At 65.5% G+C, this 20,166-nt stretch carries 19 protein-coding genes; 15 read left to right on the forward strand and 4 right to left on the reverse strand.

The features are described from left to right. The first annotated feature begins 109 nt into the window (after positions 1-109). The 4 genes from metH (at position 110) to ACZIYR_RS09365 (ending at position 7,505) form a co-directional block, all read left to right on the forward strand. On the forward strand, positions 110-3,817 hold the full coding sequence (gene metH, locus ACZIYR_RS09350) for a methionine synthase (protein WP_483528998.1): 3,708 nt from the start codon (positions 110-112) through the stop codon (positions 3,815-3,817). Continuing rightward, positions 3,817-5,181, forward strand: coding sequence for an MATE family efflux transporter (locus tag ACZIYR_RS09355; protein WP_483528999.1), 1,365 nt, complete (start codon positions 3,817-3,819; stop codon positions 5,179-5,181). Before metH ends, ACZIYR_RS09355 begins: the two co-directional genes overlap by 1 nt. A 136-nt stretch (positions 5,182-5,317) precedes the next feature. Beyond that, positions 5,318-6,970 (forward strand): nitrite/sulfite reductase, encoded by a 1,653-nt coding sequence (locus ACZIYR_RS09360; protein ID WP_473033501.1) that lies wholly within the window; start codon positions 5,318-5,320, stop codon positions 6,968-6,970. Beyond that, the gene (locus ACZIYR_RS09365; protein ID WP_473033502.1) at positions 6,963-7,505 is read left to right on the forward strand and encodes a DUF934 domain-containing protein; all 543 of its coding nucleotides are present in this window, start codon (positions 6,963-6,965) and stop codon (positions 7,503-7,505) included. Before ACZIYR_RS09360 ends, ACZIYR_RS09365 begins: the two co-directional genes overlap by 8 nt. Positions 7,506-7,575: 70 nt before the next feature. On the opposite strand, the gene smrA is transcribed toward ACZIYR_RS09365, so the two are convergent. Beyond that, positions 7,576-8,169 (reverse strand): DNA endonuclease SmrA, encoded by a 594-nt coding sequence (gene smrA / locus ACZIYR_RS09370; RefSeq protein WP_483529000.1) that lies wholly within the window; start codon positions 8,167-8,169, stop codon positions 7,576-7,578. Positions 8,170-8,291: 122 nt separating this feature from the next. Between smrA and ACZIYR_RS09375 the strand changes: the two genes are divergently transcribed. Genes ACZIYR_RS09375 through ACZIYR_RS09395 form a run of 5 tightly spaced genes read left to right on the forward strand, consistent with a single transcriptional unit; the run spans position 8,292 to position 10,721 of the window. Beyond that, the gene (locus tag ACZIYR_RS09375; RefSeq protein ID WP_473033504.1) at positions 8,292-8,732 is read left to right on the forward strand and encodes a gamma-glutamylcyclotransferase family protein; all 441 of its coding nucleotides are present in this window, start codon (positions 8,292-8,294) and stop codon (positions 8,730-8,732) included. Between the two features lie 38 nt (positions 8,733-8,770). Next, entirely contained in the window at positions 8,771-9,124 is a 354-nt protein-coding gene (arsC, locus tag ACZIYR_RS09380; RefSeq protein ID WP_483529001.1) for an arsenate reductase (glutaredoxin), read from the forward strand. A 42-nt stretch (positions 9,125-9,166) separates the two neighbouring features. After that, positions 9,167-9,790, forward strand: coding sequence for an NAD(P)H:quinone oxidoreductase (gene wrbA / locus ACZIYR_RS09385; RefSeq protein ID WP_483529002.1), 624 nt, complete (start codon positions 9,167-9,169; stop codon positions 9,788-9,790). Then, the gene (locus ACZIYR_RS09390; RefSeq protein ID WP_473033506.1) at positions 9,787-10,188 is read left to right on the forward strand and encodes a DUF2069 domain-containing protein; all 402 of its coding nucleotides are present in this window, start codon (positions 9,787-9,789) and stop codon (positions 10,186-10,188) included. Before wrbA ends, ACZIYR_RS09390 begins: the two co-directional genes overlap by 4 nt. A gap of 59 nt (positions 10,189-10,247) precedes the next feature. Beyond that, the gene (locus tag ACZIYR_RS09395) at positions 10,248-10,721 is read left to right on the forward strand and encodes a c-type cytochrome (protein ID WP_483529003.1); all 474 of its coding nucleotides are present in this window, start codon (positions 10,248-10,250) and stop codon (positions 10,719-10,721) included. Positions 10,722-10,800: 79 nt separating this feature from the next. On the opposite strand, the gene ACZIYR_RS09400 is transcribed toward ACZIYR_RS09395, so the two are convergent. Next, positions 10,801-11,481: a cytochrome b/b6 domain-containing protein gene (locus tag ACZIYR_RS09400; RefSeq protein WP_483529004.1), complete on the reverse strand. Its 681-nt coding sequence runs from the start codon at positions 11,479-11,481 to the stop codon at positions 10,801-10,803. 174 nt (positions 11,482-11,655) lie between these two features. Between ACZIYR_RS09400 and pdxH the strand changes: the two genes are divergently transcribed. Continuing rightward, positions 11,656-12,297: a pyridoxamine 5'-phosphate oxidase gene (gene pdxH / locus ACZIYR_RS09405; protein ID WP_483529005.1), complete on the forward strand. Its 642-nt coding sequence runs from the start codon at positions 11,656-11,658 to the stop codon at positions 12,295-12,297. 251 nt (positions 12,298-12,548) lie between these two features. Here pdxH and ACZIYR_RS09410 read toward each other — a convergent pair whose 3' ends face one another. Then, entirely contained in the window at positions 12,549-15,296 is a 2,748-nt protein-coding gene (locus ACZIYR_RS09410; protein ID WP_483529006.1) for a bifunctional acetate--CoA ligase family protein/GNAT family N-acetyltransferase, read from the reverse strand. A gap of 110 nt (positions 15,297-15,406) precedes the next feature. On the opposite strand from ACZIYR_RS09410, the gene ACZIYR_RS09415 reads away from it, so the two are divergent. Both ACZIYR_RS09415 and ACZIYR_RS09420 read left to right on the forward strand, forming a co-directional pair. Next, entirely contained in the window at positions 15,407-16,342 is a 936-nt protein-coding gene (locus ACZIYR_RS09415; RefSeq protein WP_473033510.1) for a histone deacetylase family protein, read from the forward strand. Positions 16,343-16,456: 114 nt separating this feature from the next. After that, positions 16,457-17,092, forward strand: coding sequence for a helix-turn-helix domain-containing protein (locus ACZIYR_RS09420; RefSeq protein ID WP_473033511.1), 636 nt, complete (start codon positions 16,457-16,459; stop codon positions 17,090-17,092). 3 nt (positions 17,093-17,095) lie between these two features. Here the strand turns inward: ACZIYR_RS09420 and ACZIYR_RS09425 are convergent, their stop codons facing one another. Further along, a complete protein-coding gene (locus ACZIYR_RS09425; RefSeq protein WP_473033512.1) occupies positions 17,096-17,941 on the reverse strand; it encodes a formate dehydrogenase accessory sulfurtransferase FdhD in 846 nt (281 codons plus the stop codon). A gap of 160 nt (positions 17,942-18,101) precedes the next feature. On the opposite strand from ACZIYR_RS09425, the gene ACZIYR_RS09430 reads away from it, so the two are divergent. Genes ACZIYR_RS09430 through ACZIYR_RS09440 form a run of 3 tightly spaced genes read left to right on the forward strand, consistent with a single transcriptional unit; the run spans position 18,102 to position 20,144 of the window. Continuing rightward, positions 18,102-18,422 carry a DUF1244 domain-containing protein gene (locus ACZIYR_RS09430; RefSeq protein ID WP_473033514.1) on the forward strand — a complete coding sequence of 107 codons (321 nt, stop codon included), beginning with the start codon at positions 18,102-18,104 and terminating at the stop codon, positions 18,420-18,422. Beyond that, the gene (moaB, locus tag ACZIYR_RS09435; RefSeq protein WP_483529007.1) at positions 18,422-18,943 is read left to right on the forward strand and encodes a molybdenum cofactor biosynthesis protein B; all 522 of its coding nucleotides are present in this window, start codon (positions 18,422-18,424) and stop codon (positions 18,941-18,943) included. Before ACZIYR_RS09430 ends, moaB begins: the two co-directional genes overlap by 1 nt. Beyond that, positions 18,936-20,144, forward strand: coding sequence for a molybdopterin molybdotransferase MoeA (locus tag ACZIYR_RS09440; protein ID WP_483529008.1), 1,209 nt, complete (start codon positions 18,936-18,938; stop codon positions 20,142-20,144). Before moaB ends, ACZIYR_RS09440 begins: the two co-directional genes overlap by 8 nt. The last annotated feature ends 22 nt before the right edge of the window (positions 20,145-20,166 follow it).

Consider the following 20,166-nt stretch of genomic DNA (forward strand, 5'->3'; position numbering starts at 1 on the left):
CGATTTTGCTACCATGTGCGGCCAACTCGGCCGCGCACGAGAAGACGCTTTCAAGCGCTGGCGCGGCTCCCCACCCTGGACGTGACTACGCTGGAGACCGACCCAACCCATGGCCGCCGTTCCCTCTGCCCTGACCGCCACCCTCACCGAGCGCCTCGGCGAGCGCATCCTGATGCTCGACGGTGGCATGGGCACCATGCTGCAGAACGCCGGGCTCGATGAGGCCGATTTCCGCGGAGAGCGCTTCGACGACTGGCCCTCCGACCTCAAGGGCAACAATGATCTGCTGGCGCTGACCTGCCCCGACCTGGTGATCCGCATTCATCGGGAATACCTGGAGGCCGGCGCCGACATCGTCGAGACCAACACCTTCAACAGCACCCGCCTCTCCCAGGCAGACTATGGCATGGAAGCGCTGGTGGTCGAGCTCAACCGGGAATCGGCGCGTCTGGCCCGCCAGGTCTGCGATGCCGTGGCCGCCGAGACCGGGGTGCCGCGTTACGTGGCCGGGGTGCTGGGTCCGACCTCGCGTACCGCCTCGCTATCGCCGGACGTCAACGACCCGGCCAAGCGCAATGTCACCTTCGACGAGCTACGCGACAACTACTACGAGGCGGCCGAGGCGCTGATCGAGGGCGGCTCTGACCTGATCCTGATCGAGACGATCTTCGACACGCTCAACGCCAAGGCGGCGATCTTTGCCCTCGAGCAGCTGTTCGACGAGCGCGGCGAGCGCCTGCCGGTGATGATCTCCGGCACTATCACCGACGCCTCCGGTCGCACCCTCTCCGGCCAGACCACCGAGGCGTTCTGGAACTCGGTGCGCCACGCCCAGCCGTTCTCCATCGGCCTCAACTGCGCGCTGGGGGCGGAGGAACTGCGTCCCTACCTGGAAGAGCTCGCCACCAAGGCCGATACCTTCGTCTCGGCCCACCCCAACGCCGGCCTGCCCAACGAGTTTGGCGAGTATGACCAGACCCCGGAGGAGATGGCGGCCATCGTCGCCGAGTTCGCTCAGAGCGGGCTGGTCAATATCATCGGCGGCTGCTGCGGCAGCACGCCCGAGCATATCGCCGCCATTCACGCCGCCATCGCCGAAGTGGCGCCGCGGAAAGTGCCCGAGCGCGCCCGCGCCTGCCGCCTGGCGGGGCTCGAGCCCTTCAACATCGAGAAGGGGTCGCTGTTCGTCAACGTCGGTGAGCGCACCAACATTACCGGTTCGGCTCGCTTCAAGCGGCTGATCGTCGAGGAGGACTATACCACCGCCCTGGAAGTGGCGCTGGAGCAGGTGGAGAACGGCGCCCAGGTCATCGACATCAACATGGACGAGGGCATGCTGGAGTCCGAGGAGGCGATGGTGCGCTTCCTCAACCTGATCGCCGGAGAGCCGGATATCGCCCGGGTGCCGATCATGATCGACTCGTCCAAGTGGGAGATCATCGAGGCGGGCCTGAAGTGCGTGCAGGGCAAGGCGGTGGTCAACTCCATCTCCCTCAAGGAGGGCGAGGCCGCCTTCGTCGAGCAGGCGACCCTGTGCCGCCGCTACGGCGCCGCCGTGGTCGTGATGGCCTTCGACGAACAGGGACAGGCCGACACTTTCGCGCGCAAGATCGAGATCTGTCAGCGCGCCTACCGCACCCTGGTCGAGGTGGTGGGCTTCCCCCCCGAGGATATCATCTTCGACCCCAACATCTTTGCCATCGCCACCGGCATCGAGGAGCACGACAACTACGCGGTGGACTTTATCGAGGCCACCCGCTGGATCCGCGAGCACCTGCCCCACGCCATGGTCTCCGGCGGCGTCTCCAACGTGTCGTTCTCCTTTCGCGGCAACAACCCGGTGCGCGAGGCGATTCACTCGGTTTTTCTCTACCATGCCATCCGCGCCGGGCTGACCATGGGCATCGTCAATGCCGGCCAGCTGGCGGTCTATGACGACCTGCCGGCGGAGCTGCGCGAGGCGGTGGAGGATGTGGTCCTCAATCGGCGCAGCGACGGCACCGAGCGGCTGCTCGACCTGGCCGACAAGTACAAGGGGGACGGCAGCGGCGGCGCCAAGAAGGAAGACCTGGAGTGGCGCAGCTGGGAGGTCGAGAAGCGCATCTCCCACGCCCTGATCAAGGGCATCACCGCCTATATCGAGGAGGATACCGAGCAGGCCCGCCAGCGTGCCGCCCGCCCCATCGAGGTGATCGAGGGGCCGCTGATGGACGGGATGAACGTGGTCGGCGACCTGTTCGGGGCGGGCAAGATGTTTCTCCCCCAGGTGGTCAAGTCGGCCCGGGTCATGAAGCAGGCGGTGGCCTACCTGATCCCCTATATCGAAGCCGAGAAGAGTGACGATACCCAGGCCAAGGGCAAGATCGTCATGGCGACCGTCAAGGGCGACGTCCACGATATCGGCAAGAATATCGTCGGCGTGGTCCTGCAGTGCAATAACTACGACGTCGTCGACCTGGGCGTGATGGTGCCGGCGGAGAAGATCCTGCAGACGGCCAGGGCCGAGAACGCCGATATCATCGGCCTCTCGGGGCTGATCACGCCATCGCTGGACGAGATGGTTCATGTGGCCAAGGAGATGCAGCGTCAGGGCTTCGAGCTGCCGCTGCTGATCGGCGGGGCCACCACCTCCAAGGCGCACACCGCGGTCAAGGTCGAACCCGGCTACGAGCATCCCGTCATCTACGTGGCAGACGCGTCCCGGGCGGTCGGGGTTGCCGGTAAGCTGCTCTCGCCGGAGCTCAAGCCGGGCTATACCGCCGAGATTCGTGCCGAATACGCCCAGGTTCGCGAACGCAATGCCAAGCGTCGGCCGAAGGCGGCCGATCTCAGCTACGCCGAGGCCCGGGCGAGAAAGCTGCCCATCGACTGGGCCGGCTATACGCCCCCAAGCCCCGCCTTCACCGGCCTCAAGGTCTTTCACGACTACGACCTGGAGGAGCTCATCGAGCGCATCGACTGGACGCCCTTCTTCATGAGCTGGGAGCTGGCCGGCAAGTATCCGAAGATCCTCGACGACGCCGTGGTCGGCGAGGCCGCGCGCAGCCTCTTTGCCGACGCCCAGGTCATGCTGCGCAAGCTGATCGACGAGCGCCACATCGAGGCGCGCGGCGTGATCGGCCTATGGCCAGCCAACAGCGTCGACGATGACGTCATCGAGGTGTATGCCGACGAGTCACGCACCCGGGTGATCGAGCGGCTGCACCATATTCGCCAGCAGACCACCAAGAACCGCGACGGCGTCTGCTACAGCCTGGCCGACTTCGTGGCCCCCCGTCCCGATGCCGGCGGCAAGCCCGACTGGATCGGCGGCTTCGCGGTGACCACCGGTCACGGCGTCGAGGCACTGGCCGAGCGCTACAAGGCCGCCGGCGACGACTACAGTGCGATCATGGTCCAGGCGCTGACCGATCGCATGGCCGAGGCCTTCGCCGAGCGCATGCACGAACGGGTGCGCAAGGAGTTCTGGGGCTATGTCCCCGACGAGACGCTGGACAACCAGGCGCTGATCGCCGAGAAGTACCAGGGCATCCGTCCGGCGCCCGGCTACCCCGCCTGCCCGGACCACACCGAGAAGGCCACGCTCTTCCGCCTGCTCGACGCCACCGAGAACAGCGGTCTGGTGCTGACCGAGAACTTCGCCATGTGGCCGGCGGCGGCAGTATCGGGCTGGTACTTCTCCCACCCCCAGTCGAAATACTTCTCCACCGGCAAGATCACTCGGGACCAGGTCGAGGCGCTGGCCAGTCGCAAGGGCATGTCCTTGACGGAACTGGAGCGGTGGCTTGCTCCGGTGCTCTCCTACGACCCGAGCTGATGGCCGCGGTGCGTCACGATCCTGCAGGGGCCGGGCTGCTGCCCTCCCCCCTGCGGCGACAGAAGATTCTGCGCCTGGCCCTGCCGATCATCGCCGGCATGCTCTCCCAGAGCCTGATCAACCTGATCGATGCGGCCCTGGTGGGGTCGCTCGGCGAGGTGCCCCTGGCCGGGGTGGGGATCGGCGGCTATGCCATGTTCCTGATCACCGCCCTGGTGTTCGGGCTCTCCTCCGGTGTGCAGGCTCAGACCGCTCGGCGGCACGGCGAGGCAGACTGGGGGCAGCGCGCCATGCCGCTCAATGCCGGCCTGTTCATCGCCTTGTTGGCGGCACTGCCGCTGACCGCGCTGTGCTTCTGGCAGGCCCCCCGGCTGCTGGCGCTGATCAACCAGGATCCGGCGGTCAGCGCCGTGGCCGTGGAGTACTTTCGCTGGCGAGTGCTGTCGCTTGCTGCCGTGGCGATGATCTTCTGCTTTCGCGGCTACTGGAACGGCATCCAGCAGACCGGCATCTATCTGCGCATCATCCTGTTCATGCATCTGGTCAACGTGTTGGCCAGCGTGGTGCTGATCTTCGGCTATCTGGGGCTGCCGGCCATGGGCGCCGCCGGCGCGGGGGCCGGCACCACCCTATCACTGTTCGCGGGGCTTGCGGTCTGGGCGGTACTCTCCCTGCGTCATGCCACTGGCAGCGGCTTTCTGGCCGCCCTGCCACGCCGGCTAATCTTCGTCACGACCCTGCGCCTGGCCACGCCCCACTCCTTCCAGCAGCTGTGGTTCGCCGCCGGCTATGCGGTGCTGTTCTGGATCCTTGGTCGGATCGACACCGCCAGTGTGGCGGTGGGGCACGTGCTGGTGAACCTTTCGCTGCTGCTGATCCTGCCCGGGGTGGGGCTGGGCATGGCGGCGATGAGCCTGGTGGGCGAAGCCCTGGGCCAGCGCGCTCACCGCGAGGCGCACCGCTGGGGGTGGGACGTGGTGCGCCTGGCCTGGCTGTGTCTCGCGGCCCTGGCGCTGCCCATGGCGCTGCTCCCCGAGCAGGTGCTGGGGCTGTTCCTGCATGACCCGGCGCTGATCGCGCTGGGACGCCTGCCGCTGCAGCTGGCTGCGGCGATGATCGTGCTCGACGCCGCCGCCCTGGTGCTGGGCCAGGCGCTGCTCGGTGCCGGCGCCAACCGCACCGTCATGACCACCACCCTGACCCTGCAGTGGCTGGTGTTCCTGCCCCTGGCGTGGTGGGTCGGGGTAGTGCTGGAGTTCGGGCTTTTGGGCATCTGGTGGGCCCAGCTCGGCTACCGCTGTCTCAATTCGGCCTGGTTCGTGTGGATCTGGCAGCGACGCCGCTGGCAGTCCGTGCGGATATAGCAGGCGCCCCAGGGATTTGACCTCTTATATGACTTTTTGTATAAAAAGTATGAATATTTATTCTTTCATAGAATAATGCCGAGGCGTTAAGGTGCCCCTGACGCTTCGCCACTCTCACTGCAGCAGGATCGGCTGAATGTATCGCTACGACAACCACGATCAGACCCTGGTCAATGAACGCGTCGCCCAGTTTCGCGACCAGATGAATCGCTATCTGGACGGGCGACTCAGCGAGGAGGAGTTTCTGCCGCTGCGCGTGCAGAACGGTCTCTATGTCCAGCGGCACGCTCCCATGCTGCGCATCGCGATCCCCTACGGCCTGCTGGCCTCCTACCAGCTGCGCAAGCTTGGCGACCTGGCCCGGGACTATGACCGTGGCTACGGCCACTTCACGACCCGCACCAACCTGCAGCTCAACTGGCCGAAGCTGGAAACGGTGCCGGACATGCTGGCCGAACTCGCCAGCGTGCAGATGCATGCTATCCAGACCAGCGGTAACGACATTCGCAACACCAGTACCGATCAGTTTGCCGGCGTGGCCGAGGACGAAGAGGTGGACCCCCGCCCCTGGTGTGAGCTGATCCGCCAGTGGTCCACCTTCCACCCGGAGTTCACCTACCTGCCGCGCAAGTTCAAGATCGCGGTGACCGGCGCCGAGGAAGACCGTGCGGCCATTCAGGTGCACGACGTGGGCCTGCGCCTGTGGCGTGACGCCCAGGGCGAGGTGCGGGTGAAAGTGATGGCCGGCGGTGGCCTCGGCCGCACGCCGATGATCGGCGAAACCGTTCGTGAGGACCTGCCCTGGCAGCACCTGCTGACCTATCTGGAGGCCCTGGTGCGGGTCTACAACCAGTTCGGTCGCCGCGACAACAAGTTCAAGGCACGCATCAAGATCCTGGTCAAGGCGCTGGGCGTGGAGGAGTTCCGTCGTCGCGTGGACGCCGAGTGGGCCCACCTCAAGGACGGCCCCCAGACCCTGACCCGCGATACCGTCAGCGATATGCATCGCCACTTCGTCGACCCCGAGCGTCGCCCGGTCACGGCCGAGGCCATCGATGAGTTCGAGCGCCTGCGCACCGAGAACCGCGCCTTCGGTCGTTTCGTCACCAACAACGTCAGCGGCCACAAAGTGACCGGCTACAAGGCGGTCACCCTGTCGCTCAAGCGCAGCGGCCACTCGCCGGGCGACCTGACCTGGGAGCAGATGCACCAGGTGGCCGACCTGGCCGACGACTACAGCCATGGCGAGCTGCGCGTGACCCACGAGCAGAACCTGGTGCTTTCCGACGTGCCGGTGGACCGCCTGCACGCGCTCTGGCAGCGGCTGGGCGAACTGGGACTCGCCAATCCTACCGTCGGCACCTTGGCCGATCTGATCTGCTGCCCCGGCGGCGACTACTGCGGCCTGGCCAATGCCAAGTCGATCCCCGTCGCCCATGCCATCCAGGAGCGCTTCGAGGATCTCGATTTCCTCTACGATCTGGGGCCGCTGGAGCTGAACATTTCCGGCTGCATGAACGCCTGCGGGCATCACCATGTCGGCCACATCGGCATCCTCGGCGTCGACAAGAAAGGCGAGGAGTGGTACCAGATCTCGCTGGGCGGTGCCCAGGGCAACGGCGCATCGCTGGGCAAGATTCTCGGCCCCTCTTTCAGCCGCGAAAGCGTCCCCGAGGTCATCGACAAGGTGCTGCAGGTCTATGTCGGACAGCGTATCGACGGCGAGACCTTCCTGGAAACCTATCGCCGAATCGGTCTCAAACCCTTCAAGGAGCGGGTCTATGCCTGATCAAAACACTCTTAACACGCGCCCCTTCATTCGTCAGGGAAAGCCGGCCGAGGATCGCTGGACGCTGGTGCGCGACGATCAGGCGGCACTCCCCGCGGGCCCGGCGATCGTACCGCTGGCGCGCTGGCAGGCTGGCGAGCCGAACGATGAGCTCGCACCCTGGCTCTCCAGCGACACCGAACTGACGCCGGCGCTGGCCGATGAACTCGCCAAGGCGCCGCTCATCGCCATCGATTTTCCCAAGTTCACCGACGGGCGCGGCTACAGCCTGGCGCGGCTGCTGCGCGAGCGCTATGGCTATGCAGGCGAGATCCGTGCCATCGGGGACGTGCTGGTGGATCAGTGCTTCTTCCTGACTCGCTGCGGCTTCGATGCGTTGTCGCTGCGCGAGGATCAGTGGTTGGAAGACGCCCTGCGCGCGTTGGGCTTCTTCAGCCGCGCCTACCAGCCGGCCGTCGACCAGCCCGAGCCGCTGTTCCGCCGCCGCGAACGGGAGTGGGCCAAGGCCCGCGACTACGCCCCCGCCTACGCCTGATGGCGCGACTAGCGTAGAAGCTCAAGAGACGCCGGGGCCAGAATTGGCCCCGGTTCTCGTGAGTCCTTCCTTATCCCCGGCGCTTCTGCTGCCGCTCGCGGTTAGCGGCCCGGGCCCGTTCGCTCTTGCGCAGCATCACCCAGGTGGCGCCCAGGCCGCCGTCCGCCTGCTGAGCGGAGACGAACGCCTGTACCTCCTCGAACTGGGCCAGCCATTTGGCCAGATAGGAGCGCAACACGTTGGGCGGGCTGTCGATCTCCCGGCCGCGGCCGTGAACGATCAGTACCGAACGCAGATCATGGGCATAGGCCTCCTGGATGAAGGGCGGCAGCGCACGCCGGCACTCGGCAAGGGGGCGCCGCAGCAGGTGGAGACGCGCCTGGGCGGTATAGCCGCCGTGGCGCAAGCGGTCGACGACGCCGCTCTGGATGCCGTCGCGACGGTACTCCAGCGGATCGAAGGGCGGCAGCAGATCGACGAAGTCATCGGAGAGGAAGTTGTCCTGCCCCGCCTCGGCCTGAGCGCTCTCGCGGCGGGCCAGCTGGGCGTCGCTCGGCGGGCGGCGCCGAGGCCCCGGATCGGCGCGATTGCCGCCACTCGCCAGTGGCCTGACATCGCCCATCAGCGCCCGGAAGTCCTGATCATCACGTGCCGACTGGGTCATGGGCCACCTCCGCGATTGTCGTATCTGGAAACATCCTACCAGAGCCGGCGTTAAGGGTTGAATCGGACAGCAAAGGGGCAAGCGTGGCAGCATGCCCCTACCGCTTTCGATCAGGAGTTCCCATGACACGCCTGCGCCTTGTGCTGCTTTGCCTGCTGTTGCTCCCGCTGGCGCTGGCCGGCTGGCTATGGTGGACCATGCTGAGTCCCTACACCTACGACCGCCCCGGGCATCTGCCGCCCATCGAGGAGGGAACCCACGAGGTCTTCGTCTATGGCACCCTGCGCTTCGCCCCGGTGCGCTGGGTGGTGATGGGGCGTGCCGGCGAGACCGAGCCTGCGCTGCTCGAGGGCTTTCGCCGCGAGGGGCTGGATCTGACCGAGGCCCCCGGGGAGCGCGTGGCCGGCGAGCTGATCGAGGTAACGTCCCGGGAGCTGGCCCGGCTGGATCGCTACGAGCGTCTGGGCATTCGCTATGAGCGGGTCCGCCTGGAACTGGAGGATGGCCGTGAGGTCTGGGTCTATCGGCGGCTGGCCGAGGCGTCCGCCTTGCTTCTACAATAGCCGCCACCTTCACGCTCCGACGCGAGGCAGACCCCACAATGGCGATTACTCTCCTGCACAATCCCCGCTGCTCCAAGTCGCGCCAAGCGCTGGCGCTGCTTCAAGAGCATGGCGCCGAGGTGCATGTGCGCCGCTACCTAGACGAGCCGCTGAACGAGAGCGAACTGCGTGCGCTGCTGGCGCGCCTGGATACCGACGGCGAGGCCCTGGTGCGCACCCAGGAGGCCGAATGGAAGGCCCTGGACGCCGACATCCAGGACCCGGAACAGGTGATCCGGGCCATCGTGGCGCATCCGCGGCTGCTGGAGCGCCCGATCGCCGACGATGGCCGGCGCGCCATCATCGGCCGGCCGCCGGAGGACGTCCTTTCCCTGCTCGGCGGCGATGATTAATTGCCGCCCCGTTCTTCTGTTTCCCACTCACCAGGAACCACGATGCCTGACACCCTGCCCTACGTGCTGATCCTGTACTACTCCCGCTACGGCGCCACCCGCGCCATGGCCGAACAGCTGGCCGCCGGGGTCGAGTCCTGCCCCGGGGTCGCGGCCCGGCTACGCACCGTTCCGCCGGTCTCTCCTACCTGCGAGGCAGTGGACCCGGAGATCCCCGCCGAGGGGGCCGTCTATGCTGACCTGGACGATCTGCGGGGCTGTGCCGCCGTGGCGCTGGGTAGCCCGACCCGTTTCGGCAATATGGCAGCCCCGCTCAAGCACTTCATCGATTCCACCAGCGCCCTCTGGATCAATGGCGCCCTGATCGACAAGCCCGCCTGCGCCTTCACGTCCACCTCGAGCCTGCATGGCGGCCAGGAGACTACCCTGATCTCCATGCTGCTGCCGCTGCTACACCATGGCATGGTCTATGCCGGCCTGCCCTACAGCGAAACCGAGCTGATGAGCACTTCCAGCGGCGGCACCCCCTACGGGGCCAGTCACGTCGCCGGCGTGCGCAGCGACCGACCGCTTGGCGAGGACGAGCGCCACCTGGCCAAGGCCCAGGGCAAGCGCCTCGCTCGGCTGGCCCTCGCCCTCGACGCCATGCGCCGGGAGGCACGATGAGACGCTGGCTAGAGGAGTTGGAGGCCCGTCATGGTCTGGATGCCCTGACCGAGCGAGCGCGCCGCCTGGTGCTGGGCAGCTTCATCCTGCTGATGGTGCTGGTGGTGTGGGGCAGCCTGTCGATGCAGGCCGGCGATAACCCCTTGACGCCGATCATCGTCCGCATCCTGCCGCTGGTGCTGTTCCTGCCGTCGGTGATCGGGCAGCGTCCCAGAGGCCACGCCTGGCTGGCATTTGTCAGCCTGCTCTACTTTACTCAGGGGGTGATGGTCGCGACCCTGCCCGGCCAGGGGCTGCGGGGCGGTCTCGAGGCGCTGACCGCCTTGGCGCTGTTCACCGGCTGCATGTTCTATGCCCGCTTTCGCAGTCGCCAGCTGCGTGCCGAAGGTAATCGCTGACCTGGCATGGCATTCGTTCGTAACGCGCTAAATTGATAAGGACTTCAAGGGAGACCGTGATGAATGTAACGCTCAAGACTTGCTTGGTCGCCGGTGGCCTATCGGTGGGAGTGGCAGTGGCCGGTGTCGCCCAGGCCAGCGACATCGAGGATGCCATCCACTATCGCCAGAGCGCGCTGAGCGTGATCGGCTGGCAGATCGGACCGCTGGGCGCCATGGCCCAGGGCGATATCGACTACGATGCCGAAGCGTTTGCCTATCGCGCCGAGAACCTCGCCTTTCTGGCGTCTCTGCCCTGGGAGGGCTTCGTCGAGGGCTCGCTGCGCGGCGATGGACATGGAGTCGACACCGACGCCCTGGCCGCGATCGCCGACGACTGGGCGGACTTCGAGTCACGCCAGCAGACGCTGATCGAGCAGACCGCTACTCTGGCCGAACTCGCCCAGGGGGACGACTTCGGCATCATGCGTCGACAGGTGGCCGACGTGGCAGAGACGTGCCGGGGCTGCCACGATAATTATCGTGCCGACTGAGCCGGCGTGATTGCGCGGTGCGTGCGAGTATAGGGGGCGGCTTCCTGCCGCCCCTTTGCTTATAGGTGGGGGCCCTGGCTCAGGCGTTCCACAGCCAGATCACCGGAGCGGCCGCCAGGGCCAGGGAGACGATCAGCCACCACGGGCGGGGGTTACGGCCCTCGGCCCCCTTGCCAGGCGCATCTTCCGGTGCCCCTGGCAGTGGCTTGCGACCGGTGATCATGGCCACCACCAGACGCTCTCCTTTCAAGCGATGGACGATGAGCGCCACCAGGTGGGCTGCAATCAACATCAGCAGCAGATCGGCATTGAGATGATGCAGTGTCTGCAAGGTACGACTGACATCGCGGCCGAAAAGGCCGTAAAGCGGCGCCCGGAAGAAGATATCATCGGTCAGGAAGAGCCCACTGACCGCTTGAAAGGTCAGTGAAGCCAGCATGATGATGACCATCAGGCCACCTAGCGGATTATGTCCGGCGAAGGCGGGCGGCGGCCCCTTGAGCAGCCGCCAGGCGTAGCGAGCCATTCGCTTGGGCCCGTAGAGAAAATGCCAAAACTGCGCGTGATAGCTGCCCACCCACCCCCAAAGCCAGCGAAACAGGAGCAGCCCGAGCACCACAAAGCCCGCCTTGGCATGTAGCTCCACGGGAAACAGGAAAGGAGCCCCACCCAGCTTCATGGTATAGAAGGAGAGCGCCACACCGGCCACCAGAGCCCAGTGAAACAGCCTGATGGGCAGGTCCCAGACTGGATATCGCATTTCGCCTCCTTGCCACTTCGTGGTTGACTCGACGGTACAATTCCCTTGTCGCCACGGTAGTCCGTTCGCCCCCCTCTACCCTCGTTGACCCTGTGTAAGTCCGATGGGGTGAATCGGGTGTTGTGCTTCATCCCTGCAGCAGCGACCATGTGCAAAATTTACGAGGAGAACGCCATGACACGCAATATCGCCGATATCCGGCGTGACTACGAGGGCGGCCGACTGGAAGAGGCCCAGGCCCCAGAGGACCCCATGGTCCTGTTCGACGAGTGGATGACCCTGGCGTTAGACGTCGAAGGCGATGACGGCAATGTCATGACGCTGGCCACGGTGGACAGCCAGGGGTTGCCCCATGCGCGCATCCTGCTTCTCAAGGGCTATGATGAGCAAGGACTGGTCTTCTACACCAACTACCACAGCCACAAGGGCAGCGAGCTGGCCAATGTGCCCCACGCCGCCATGGTCTTCTGGTGGCCGTCGCTTAGCCGACAGCTACGCGTCGAGGGCCGGGTCGAACAGGTCGGTAGCGATGAATCCGATGCCTACTTCAACAGCCGACCACGGGCCAGCCAGCTCGGTGCCTGGATTGCCACCCAGAGCGTGGTGATCCCCGGCCGTAGCTGGATCGAAGAGCGACAGCACCGCTTCGAGCAGGCGTACGAAGGCCAGGAGATCCCGCGCCCCATCCACTGGGGCGGCTACCGCGTGATTCCCGAGATGTTCGAGTTCTGGCAAGGTCAGCCCAGCCGCCTACATGATCGTATTCGCTACGAGAATCGTGATGGCCGCTGGCATCATTTTCGTATGGCGCCCTGATGAGCCGACGAGTAGTTCTCGTGTAACTCCGCCTCCCTCTTGCCCTGATCCCCGGCTCTTCACAGACTGGCGTGAACTGGCTCTGTGGGAGGGAGCTTCAGCTCGCGAAGTAGCGCGCAGCACTACCCATAGGGCGCCTGCGGCGCCTTCGCCCGGCAGAGCCGGCCTCCCACCATAATCAGCCAAACACGTTCACACTAAAGTGCGAAGAACCCGATTCCTGCCGTTGTGGGCGGTGAATCGGGGCTCGCTCAATCCGGTAGACTCTCCAGTCGGTGGCGCTGCCACTCGCTTACCGGCTCGTTGAGCCGCATGACCGCATCCACCACCTGCTCTTCCATGTTGTAGCGACAGCGAAATCCCAGGTGCTTCATCAGCGCCCGCATGGGATGATTGTCGACCATGATCTTGCCGATCATCTCCAGAGTCCCGACGCTCTTGCAGTAGGCGATCATCTTCTTCATCAGCAGGCTGCCGAGCCCCTGCCCCTTCATGTCATCGCGGATGATCACCGAGAATTCGGTACGGATATTATCGGGGTCGTTCCAGACCCTCACCACCCCGAGCATCTCCTTGCTGCCGTCCTCGCGTCGGTGTTCGGCGATAAAGGCCATCTGCCGGTCGTAATTGATATGCGAGAGAATCGACAGGTCGCGCTGGGTAAGGTCGGATTTGTTGTGGAAGTAACGAAAACGAATGCTCTCTTCGGAGAGCTGGGTGTGAAAACTGGTAATCAACGGGGCGTCTTCGGCGCGAATCGGCCGCACTTCGACCTCCATGCCGTTCTTCAGGGTCACCCACTCTCTGAGCTCTTCGGGATAGGGCATGATCGCAAAGCGTGCCGGTGCCCCCAGGTCCATGGCGAAGTCCACGGCGATCATGCCGTCGCGGTTAAGCAGCAGGGGATTGAGCTCGAGGCCGCGCAGTTCGAGCAGGTCCGAGGCCATCTGCGACAGTTTGACCAGCAGCTGACAGAGCCGCTCGAGGTCGCGTTCGGGGTCGCTTGAATGCTCGCGAATCAATCGCGCCGCATGGGTACGCCCCACCACGTCGGCCGCCAGGGTCATGTTCAGCGGTGGCAGCGCCACCTGCCGGTCGGCCAGGACATTGACCTTGTAGCCGCCGATGCCGAACACGATGATCGGTCCGAAGATCGGGTCCCGGGTGATCCCGGCGCAGAGTTGCATGGAGTGCTTGCCCCGCTGCATGGGCTGCAGGCAATACTCTCGGATGACCAGGGAGGGAAGCTTCTCGTGGACCTTGTCGGCCAGCCGCCCGACCCCCTCCACCACTTGCTCCGGCGTATGCAGGTCCTGCAGCAGCCCGGCAGAGAGACGGTGCGGATGTTTGCGGTAGCGAAACGGCTGACAGTTGCCCTCGTGAACGACCTTGAGCGCCATGGGCCCATCGATCTCGACGGCGGCGGAGGCGGCCTCCTCTGAGGTGTGCACGTGCCGGCTGGGTGCCACCGGGATACCGTAGGCCTCGAGCACCCTCGCCGTCTCGGAGTGGTACAGGGTCTCGCGCCCCTGGGCCTTGGCCGTCTCGATGAGGGCGCGGCACTCGGCGCGAATATCGGGGGTGGTGGTAAACGGCAGGCTCGGCGGGGTCTCCTGGAGCAGCGCCTGGACGCGCTGGTAGTCCACCATGTGCATGAAGGCTTTGACGGCTTTCTCCGGTGACACATAGGTGGGAATGCCGGCCATGCTGCACTCGTGGCGCGCATAGAGGGCGCCCTCGAGCCCCATCCAACTGGTCAGCAGATTGCGGCGAAACCGCTTGCGGTTGGCGATGATGGCCTGGGCGGTGGTCTTGGAGGGGGCCAGACGGGTTGGCGCATGCACCACCAGCACGGCATCAACCCCCGGGTCGGCGGCAACGACCTCCAGCGCTTCAACCAGCTTCTCGGGCGTGGCATTGCCGCCCAGGTCGACCGGATTTTCCCCCGGTTTGCTCATGTCGAAATCGGCCTTGCGCAACGCCTGCCGAGTCTCATCGCTGAAACTGGCGAGCCGGCCTCCGGCGCTGATCAGCTTATCGATGGCCAGCATGGCAGGGCCCAGACCATTGGAGACGATGGCCAGGCGATCGCCCTTGAGCGGCTTCATCTGGGACAGCGTCATCAGCGCATCGAAGAGCTCATCCGAGTCGTTGACCCTGACCACCCCGGCCCGCGAGAAGGCCGCATCGAAGACCACGTCGCGGTTGGCTACCCCGGGCGTGGGGGGGACATTGGAGAGATCCGATTCGGGTGTGCGACCGCTCTTGATCGCCAGGACCAAGCGATGCCGGGACGCGTCGCGCAGCGCCGTCATGAAGTGCTGGGCGTCCTGGATGCGCTCCAGGTGCAGCAGTATCGCCTGGGTGGGAGCGTACTGGTTGATGTAGTCGATCAGGTCGGGAAGCATGACGTCGACGCTGTCGCCAACGGTGATCAGGTGCGAAAAACCGATCCCGCGCCCGGCGGCCCAGTCGATCATGGCGTTGCCCAGCATGCCGGACTGCCCCAGGTAGGCGACGCGCCCCGCCTTGACCGGCTGACTGGCATAGGAGGCGTTGAGCTTGCGGCCCGGAACGATCAGCCCCATGCACTCCGGTCCCAGCACCCGTATGCCCGACGTCCGTGCCGCTGCAAGCATCTGCTCACGGATCGAACCCTTTCCCTCACTGGCGTCATCGAGGTCGGAGCCGCCGGATAGGACCAGCGCGGCCTTGACCCCGAAGCGTCCCAGGCGGGCAATGACCTTGGGCAGGCTGTGCGCCGGAGAGCAGATCACCGCCAGATCGGGGGGCTCCGGCAGGTCGCGGATGCGTGCCACGCCCGGCTGGCCGAAGACACTGGCATAGCCCTTGCGGTTGACCGCCCAGATCGTGCCGGGAAAGCCGGCATCCTGCAGGTTGCGGATGACCAGTCCACCGATGGAGTGGGGCTTCTCCGAGGCGCCGATGACCGCAATGGAGCGCGGTTCGAAGAAGTGTCGCAGAAATCGGGTACCCAAGTCGCTCCCTCCGCCAGCTCTGTTCCAGTCACCCTGTGTACGACTTATTGACACTGTCGTGCAAGGGTTTAAGGACATTAAAGTGATGTCAGTCATTTTGGAGCATACGCATGATCACGGCCTACATAACGCACCCGGACTGCGACCTTCATCATATGGGGCCGGAGCATCCCGAAAGCCCGCTGCGCCTGGAAGCGATCCGGGCCAGGCTGGCGCTGACGGGGCTGCTGCAGCAGACCATGCAGTCAGAGGCCCGTGAGGCTTCCGAAGAAGAGCTCGCCAGGGTCCACCCGCTGCGCCACCTGCGTGCGCTGGACAAGTGCGTACCCCAAACCGGCATCGTGACCCTCGACAGTGACACCATGATGAACCCGGACAGCCTGCAGGCGGCACGGGTGGCCGCGGGGGCAGTTCTGCGCGGCGTCGATCAGGTCTATCGCCGTCAGGCCGATAACGTGTTCTGTGCCGTGCGTCCGCCTGGCCATCACGCCGAAGCCACCGACGCCATGGGCTTTTGCTTCTACAACAATGTGGCCGTCGGTGCCGCTCATGCACGAGCCAAGTACGGGGCCAGGCGCATCGCCATTCTCGATTTCGACGTCCACCAGTGCAACGGCACCGTCGATATCTTCAAGGATGACCCGGAGACATTAATCTGCACCAGCTTCCAGTACCCCTTCTATCCCTGGCGCTACCTGCGCAGCGAATGGCACAACGTGGTCAACACGCCCCTCGAGGCCGGCACCGACAGCGCCGCCTTCCGGCGCGCCATCGAGGACGACTGGCTGCCGGCGCTGCACGCCTTCAAGCCGGAGCTGGTACTCGTCTCGGCGGGCTTCGATGCGCACCGGGAGGATCCCCTGGCGGAGCTCTGCCTGGAGGACGAGGACTTCTACTGGGTGACCCAGCGCGCCCTGGAGATCGCGGCCCTCTACGCGGAAAACCGCCTGGTCTCGGTACTCGAGGGCGGCTATAACCTGGACTCACTGGCCAGCGGTGCCGAGGCGCATCTCAAGGCGCTGCTTGGACAGCCCTTCAGCGAGTGAGCGCCTCGCGAATTCTTGCTGGGCCATCTCAGTGGCTAGGTCATCTCGGCGATGCGCGGCCCGCCATTTATGGTACGCTTTGGGGAAACTCTGTTTCCGATAGTGAACCTGCCGATGACCGCTACCACCGACCAGGATGCCGCGCTGCGCATCGCCTCCGGCCGCAAACCTTTCGTCGAGCCGCTGCGACTCGGTGAGCGCCTCAAGGAGATCCGTCTGGCCAACCAGTGGACGCTCGAGGATGTCAGCCAGCGCACCGGGCTGGCCCGCTCGACCCTGTCCAAAATCGAGAATGACCAGATCTCGCCGACCTTCACCGCGGTGCAGAAGCTGATCAACGGCTTGGGTATCGATCTGCCCCAGCTGCTAACGCCACCCCGAGTGCAGCCGCGCACCATGGGGCGCCGCGACCTGACCCGCGAGGGGGCGGGCCAGCACCACCCCACCCCCACCTACGAGCACGAGCTGCTCAGCTGCGAGCTGGCCCAGAAGCGCATGATTCCCTTCAAGACTATCGTGCGGGCCCGCAGCTTCGATGAATTCAGCGAATGGGTGCGTCACGACGGCGAGGAGTTCCTGACCGTGCTGGACGGCGAGGTTCGGCTCTACACCGAATTCTATGAGCCGCTACGACTGTCGCGCGGTGACAGCATCTATTTCGATAGCGATATGGGGCACGCGCTGGTGTCGATCAGCGAGCAGGATGCCGTGGTACTTTCGGTTTGCACCCCTGGCGGGGAAATGGTCTAGCGGCTAGCCGCGCCGACGATCGCCGGGGCGCCGCGCGGGGATGGCATCGAGCCGCAGCCGTCCGCCGGTATGGATGGCCTGGAAGTGACGTCCCTTGGCGCGGGCGATCAGCAGGACCCCAAATCGCTCCGCAAGCTCGACGCCCTTTTGTGTCACCCCGGAACGGGACACCAGCACGCTGATGCCCATCTGGGCTACCTTGAGCACCATTTCCGAGGTCAGGCGGCCTGTCGTATAGAAGATATCCGCATTGGCGCTGTCTGCCTCGGCCAGCCACTGACGCCCGGCTAGGGTGTCCACGGCGTTGTGGCGCCCCACGTCTTCCACAAAATCCAACACCTCGGCCTGCCGGCACAGGGCGCAGCCATGAACCGCGCCGGCACTGCGGTAGGTCTCGTTAAAGTCACCCAGTCGCGTGAGCAGCGAGTAGAGCACCGACTGCGACAGTTCGGTCGGTGGCAGCGCCTGCAGCGAGGTCGCCTCCAGCAGGCGCCCGAACACCGTGCCCTGGCCGCAGCCGGTGGTCACGGTGCGCTGCCCCAGCCGTGTCTCCAGGTCCTCGGGCTGGCGACGCGTGACCACGGCCGCTGCCTCCACCTCCCAGTCCACGTATACCGCCACCAGGTCTTCGAGGCTGTCGATCAGCCCCTGATTGCGCAGATAACCCACCACCAGGGCCTCGGGATCGGCCCCCAGGGTCATCAAGGTGACGATCTCCCGTCGGTTGAGATAGAGCGTCAGGGCGCGCTCGGCGGCGATGGCCTGGGAGCGAGACTCGCCATATTCGTCGGATACCGGGATCTCCAGCGTGGTGGGCAACCGGGCATGGCTGCGAGTGAGGGCTGGCATGGCCGACTCCTGTCGCTGTCCGTTCCTGCCATGATGGCATGGGTGGTCTCGGCTGTCGTGAAGTCGCCCACGGCGTCGGCGATGCGGGCAGGCCCTATCACTGCCGATTTTGTTATGCTGGAGGATCGCAGCAACACCCAAGCTTGTCGGGAGAGCCCCCATGCAGCACCTGGATGACACCACTCGAACCGAACTCGAGGCGGCAGCGTTTCGCCGTCTGCTCAACCATTTGGACGAACACAAGGACGTCCAGAACATCGATCTGATGATCCTGGCCGACTTCTGCCGCAACTGCCTCTCCAAGTGGCTCGTGACCGCGGCCGAAGAGCGCGGCGCCGAGCTCGACTACGAGACGGCTCGCGAGTACGTCTACGGCATGCCCTACAGCGAATGGAAGCAGAAACACCAGCAGCCGGCCACGGCGGAGCAGCAGGCGGCCTTCGAGGCACGCCAGGCTGCCAAGCAGGAGTCACAAGGTTAATGAGCGAACCGATGATTCCGCTGAACGTGGCCGTACTGACCATTTCCGATACCCGGGATATGAGCACCGATCGCAGTGGCGCCCTACTGAAAGAGCGGCTTGTGACGGCCGGACATCGCCTCGCCGACCGCCAGATCGTCATCGACGATGTCTACCGCATTCGCGCGGCGGTTGCCGCCTGGATCGCCGATCCCGAGGTTCAGGTGATCCTCACCACCGGCGGCACCGGCTTCACCGGCCGCGACTCCACGCCGGAGGCGGTTTCGGTGCTGCTCGACAAGCGTATCGAGGGGTTCGGCGAGCTGTTTCGCCAGCTCTCCTGGCAGGAGATCGGCAGCTCTACCGTGCAGAGCCGTTGCCTGGGGGGACTGGCCAATGCCACCGTGATCTTCTGCCTGCCCGGCTCCACCGGCGCCTGTCGTACCGCCTGGGATGGCATCCTGGCGGAACAGCTGGATAGCCGGCATCGGCCGTGCAACTTCGCCAACCTGGTCATCCCCGAACGAGGTCAGCATGGCTGAGCTGCAGTCTGTGGAGACCGCTCTGGCGGCCCTGCTGGAAGGCGTCACCGTGCTATCGACAGAGAGGCTCAGCTGCGAACGAGCCGCCGGTCGCGTCCTCGCCGAGTCGGTGACCGCCAGGCTCGACGTTCCCGCTTTCGACAACAGCGCCATGGACGGGTACGCCCTTCACCATGAGGATGCCGGACGCCCGCTGCCGATTTCCCAGCGGGTCATGGCGGGCCAGCCCGCAGCACCGCTGGCCCGCGGCAACTGTGCGCGTATCTTCACCGGCGGAGAATTACCGCCGGGCGCCGATTGCGTGGTGATGCAGGAGCGGGTCGAGGTCACTGACGGCGAGGCGGTAATGCCGCCGGATATCCCGGCGGGTGATAACCTGCGCCGACGCGGACGTGACGTGTCGGCTGGCAGTCCCCTGCTCGGCGCCGGCCAGCGACTGGAAGCCGCCGCGCTGGGGCATCTGGCAGGGCAAGGCATTACCGAGGTGGCGGTGCGCCGGCGACCGCGGGTCGCCCTGCTGTCCACCGGCGATGAGATCGTCGCCCCGGGCCAACCCTTAGGCCCCGGCCAGATCTACAACACCAATCGCCCGATGCTGTCGCGTCTGCTGGCGCGTTTCGGCGCCGAGGTGGTATGGCATGCCGATGTGCCTGACAGGGCGGACGAGACGCGCCGACTGCTGGACGAGGCGGCCCAGCGGGCCGACGTGGTGGTCTCTACCGGCGGGGTCAGCGTGGGGGAAGCGGATCACGTCAAGCAGATGGTCGCCGAACTGGGCCGGCTCGATCTGTGGCGCCTCGCCGTGCGCCCTGGCAAGCCGCTAGCGCTGGGGCGGCTGCCCCGGAGGACGGGCGGCGAGGCGCGCTTCGTCGGGCTGCCCGGCAACCCGGTGTCGTCCTTTGTCGGGTCCTGGCTGTTCCTCCGCCCGCTGATGGGTGCCCTGCTTGGTTGCCCTAGGCTTGCGAGCCTGCCGATGCTGACGGCCCAGGCCGATTTTACCACCGAGACCGGCCCTCGCCGCCATTACATGCGCGTGCGGCTCGCCTTCGATGAAAGCGGGATTCAGGCCCAGGCCTTCCGTGATCAAAACTCGGCGGTGCTCTCTTCCTGCGTGGAGGCCGACGCCCTGGCGGTCATTCCGGAACACAGCCGCATTCAGCCGGGGGACTCGGTGAGGTGCCTCTGGCTGCAGGTGCCCTGAGGGAGAGGCTGCGCGCTTCGGG

The sequence above is a fragment of the Billgrantia sp. NRB1 genome, assembly GCF_056921725.1.

Excerpts from the sequence above, each read along its gene's own strand:
- metH (WP_483528998.1), top strand. The coding sequence starts at position 110 with ATGGCCGCCGTTCCCTCTGCCCTGACCGCCACCCTCACCGAGCGCCTC.
- ACZIYR_RS09355 (WP_483528999.1), top strand. The coding sequence starts at position 3,817 with ATGGCCGCGGTGCGTCACGATCCTGCAGGGGCCGGGCTGCTGCCCTCC.
- ACZIYR_RS09360 (WP_473033501.1), top strand. The coding sequence starts at position 5,318 with ATGTATCGCTACGACAACCACGATCAGACCCTGGTCAATGAACGCGTC.
- ACZIYR_RS09365 (WP_473033502.1), top strand. The coding sequence starts at position 6,963 with ATGCCTGATCAAAACACTCTTAACACGCGCCCCTTCATTCGTCAGGGA.
- smrA (WP_483529000.1), bottom strand. The coding sequence starts at position 8,169 with ATGACCCAGTCGGCACGTGATGATCAGGACTTCCGGGCGCTGATGGGC.
- ACZIYR_RS09375 (WP_473033504.1), top strand. The coding sequence starts at position 8,292 with ATGACACGCCTGCGCCTTGTGCTGCTTTGCCTGCTGTTGCTCCCGCTG.
- arsC (WP_483529001.1), top strand. The coding sequence starts at position 8,771 with ATGGCGATTACTCTCCTGCACAATCCCCGCTGCTCCAAGTCGCGCCAA.
- wrbA (WP_483529002.1), top strand. The coding sequence starts at position 9,167 with ATGCCTGACACCCTGCCCTACGTGCTGATCCTGTACTACTCCCGCTAC.
- ACZIYR_RS09390 (WP_473033506.1), top strand. The coding sequence starts at position 9,787 with ATGAGACGCTGGCTAGAGGAGTTGGAGGCCCGTCATGGTCTGGATGCC.
- ACZIYR_RS09395 (WP_483529003.1), top strand. The coding sequence starts at position 10,248 with ATGAATGTAACGCTCAAGACTTGCTTGGTCGCCGGTGGCCTATCGGTG.
- ACZIYR_RS09400 (WP_483529004.1), bottom strand. The coding sequence starts at position 11,481 with ATGCGATATCCAGTCTGGGACCTGCCCATCAGGCTGTTTCACTGGGCT.
- pdxH (WP_483529005.1), top strand. The coding sequence starts at position 11,656 with ATGACACGCAATATCGCCGATATCCGGCGTGACTACGAGGGCGGCCGA.
- ACZIYR_RS09415 (WP_473033510.1), top strand. The coding sequence starts at position 15,407 with ATGATCACGGCCTACATAACGCACCCGGACTGCGACCTTCATCATATG.
- ACZIYR_RS09420 (WP_473033511.1), top strand. The coding sequence starts at position 16,457 with ATGACCGCTACCACCGACCAGGATGCCGCGCTGCGCATCGCCTCCGGC.
- ACZIYR_RS09425 (WP_473033512.1), bottom strand. The coding sequence starts at position 17,941 with ATGCCAGCCCTCACTCGCAGCCATGCCCGGTTGCCCACCACGCTGGAG.
- ACZIYR_RS09430 (WP_473033514.1), top strand. The coding sequence starts at position 18,102 with ATGCAGCACCTGGATGACACCACTCGAACCGAACTCGAGGCGGCAGCG.
- moaB (WP_483529007.1), top strand. The coding sequence starts at position 18,422 with ATGAGCGAACCGATGATTCCGCTGAACGTGGCCGTACTGACCATTTCC.
- ACZIYR_RS09440 (WP_483529008.1), top strand. The coding sequence starts at position 18,936 with ATGGCTGAGCTGCAGTCTGTGGAGACCGCTCTGGCGGCCCTGCTGGAA.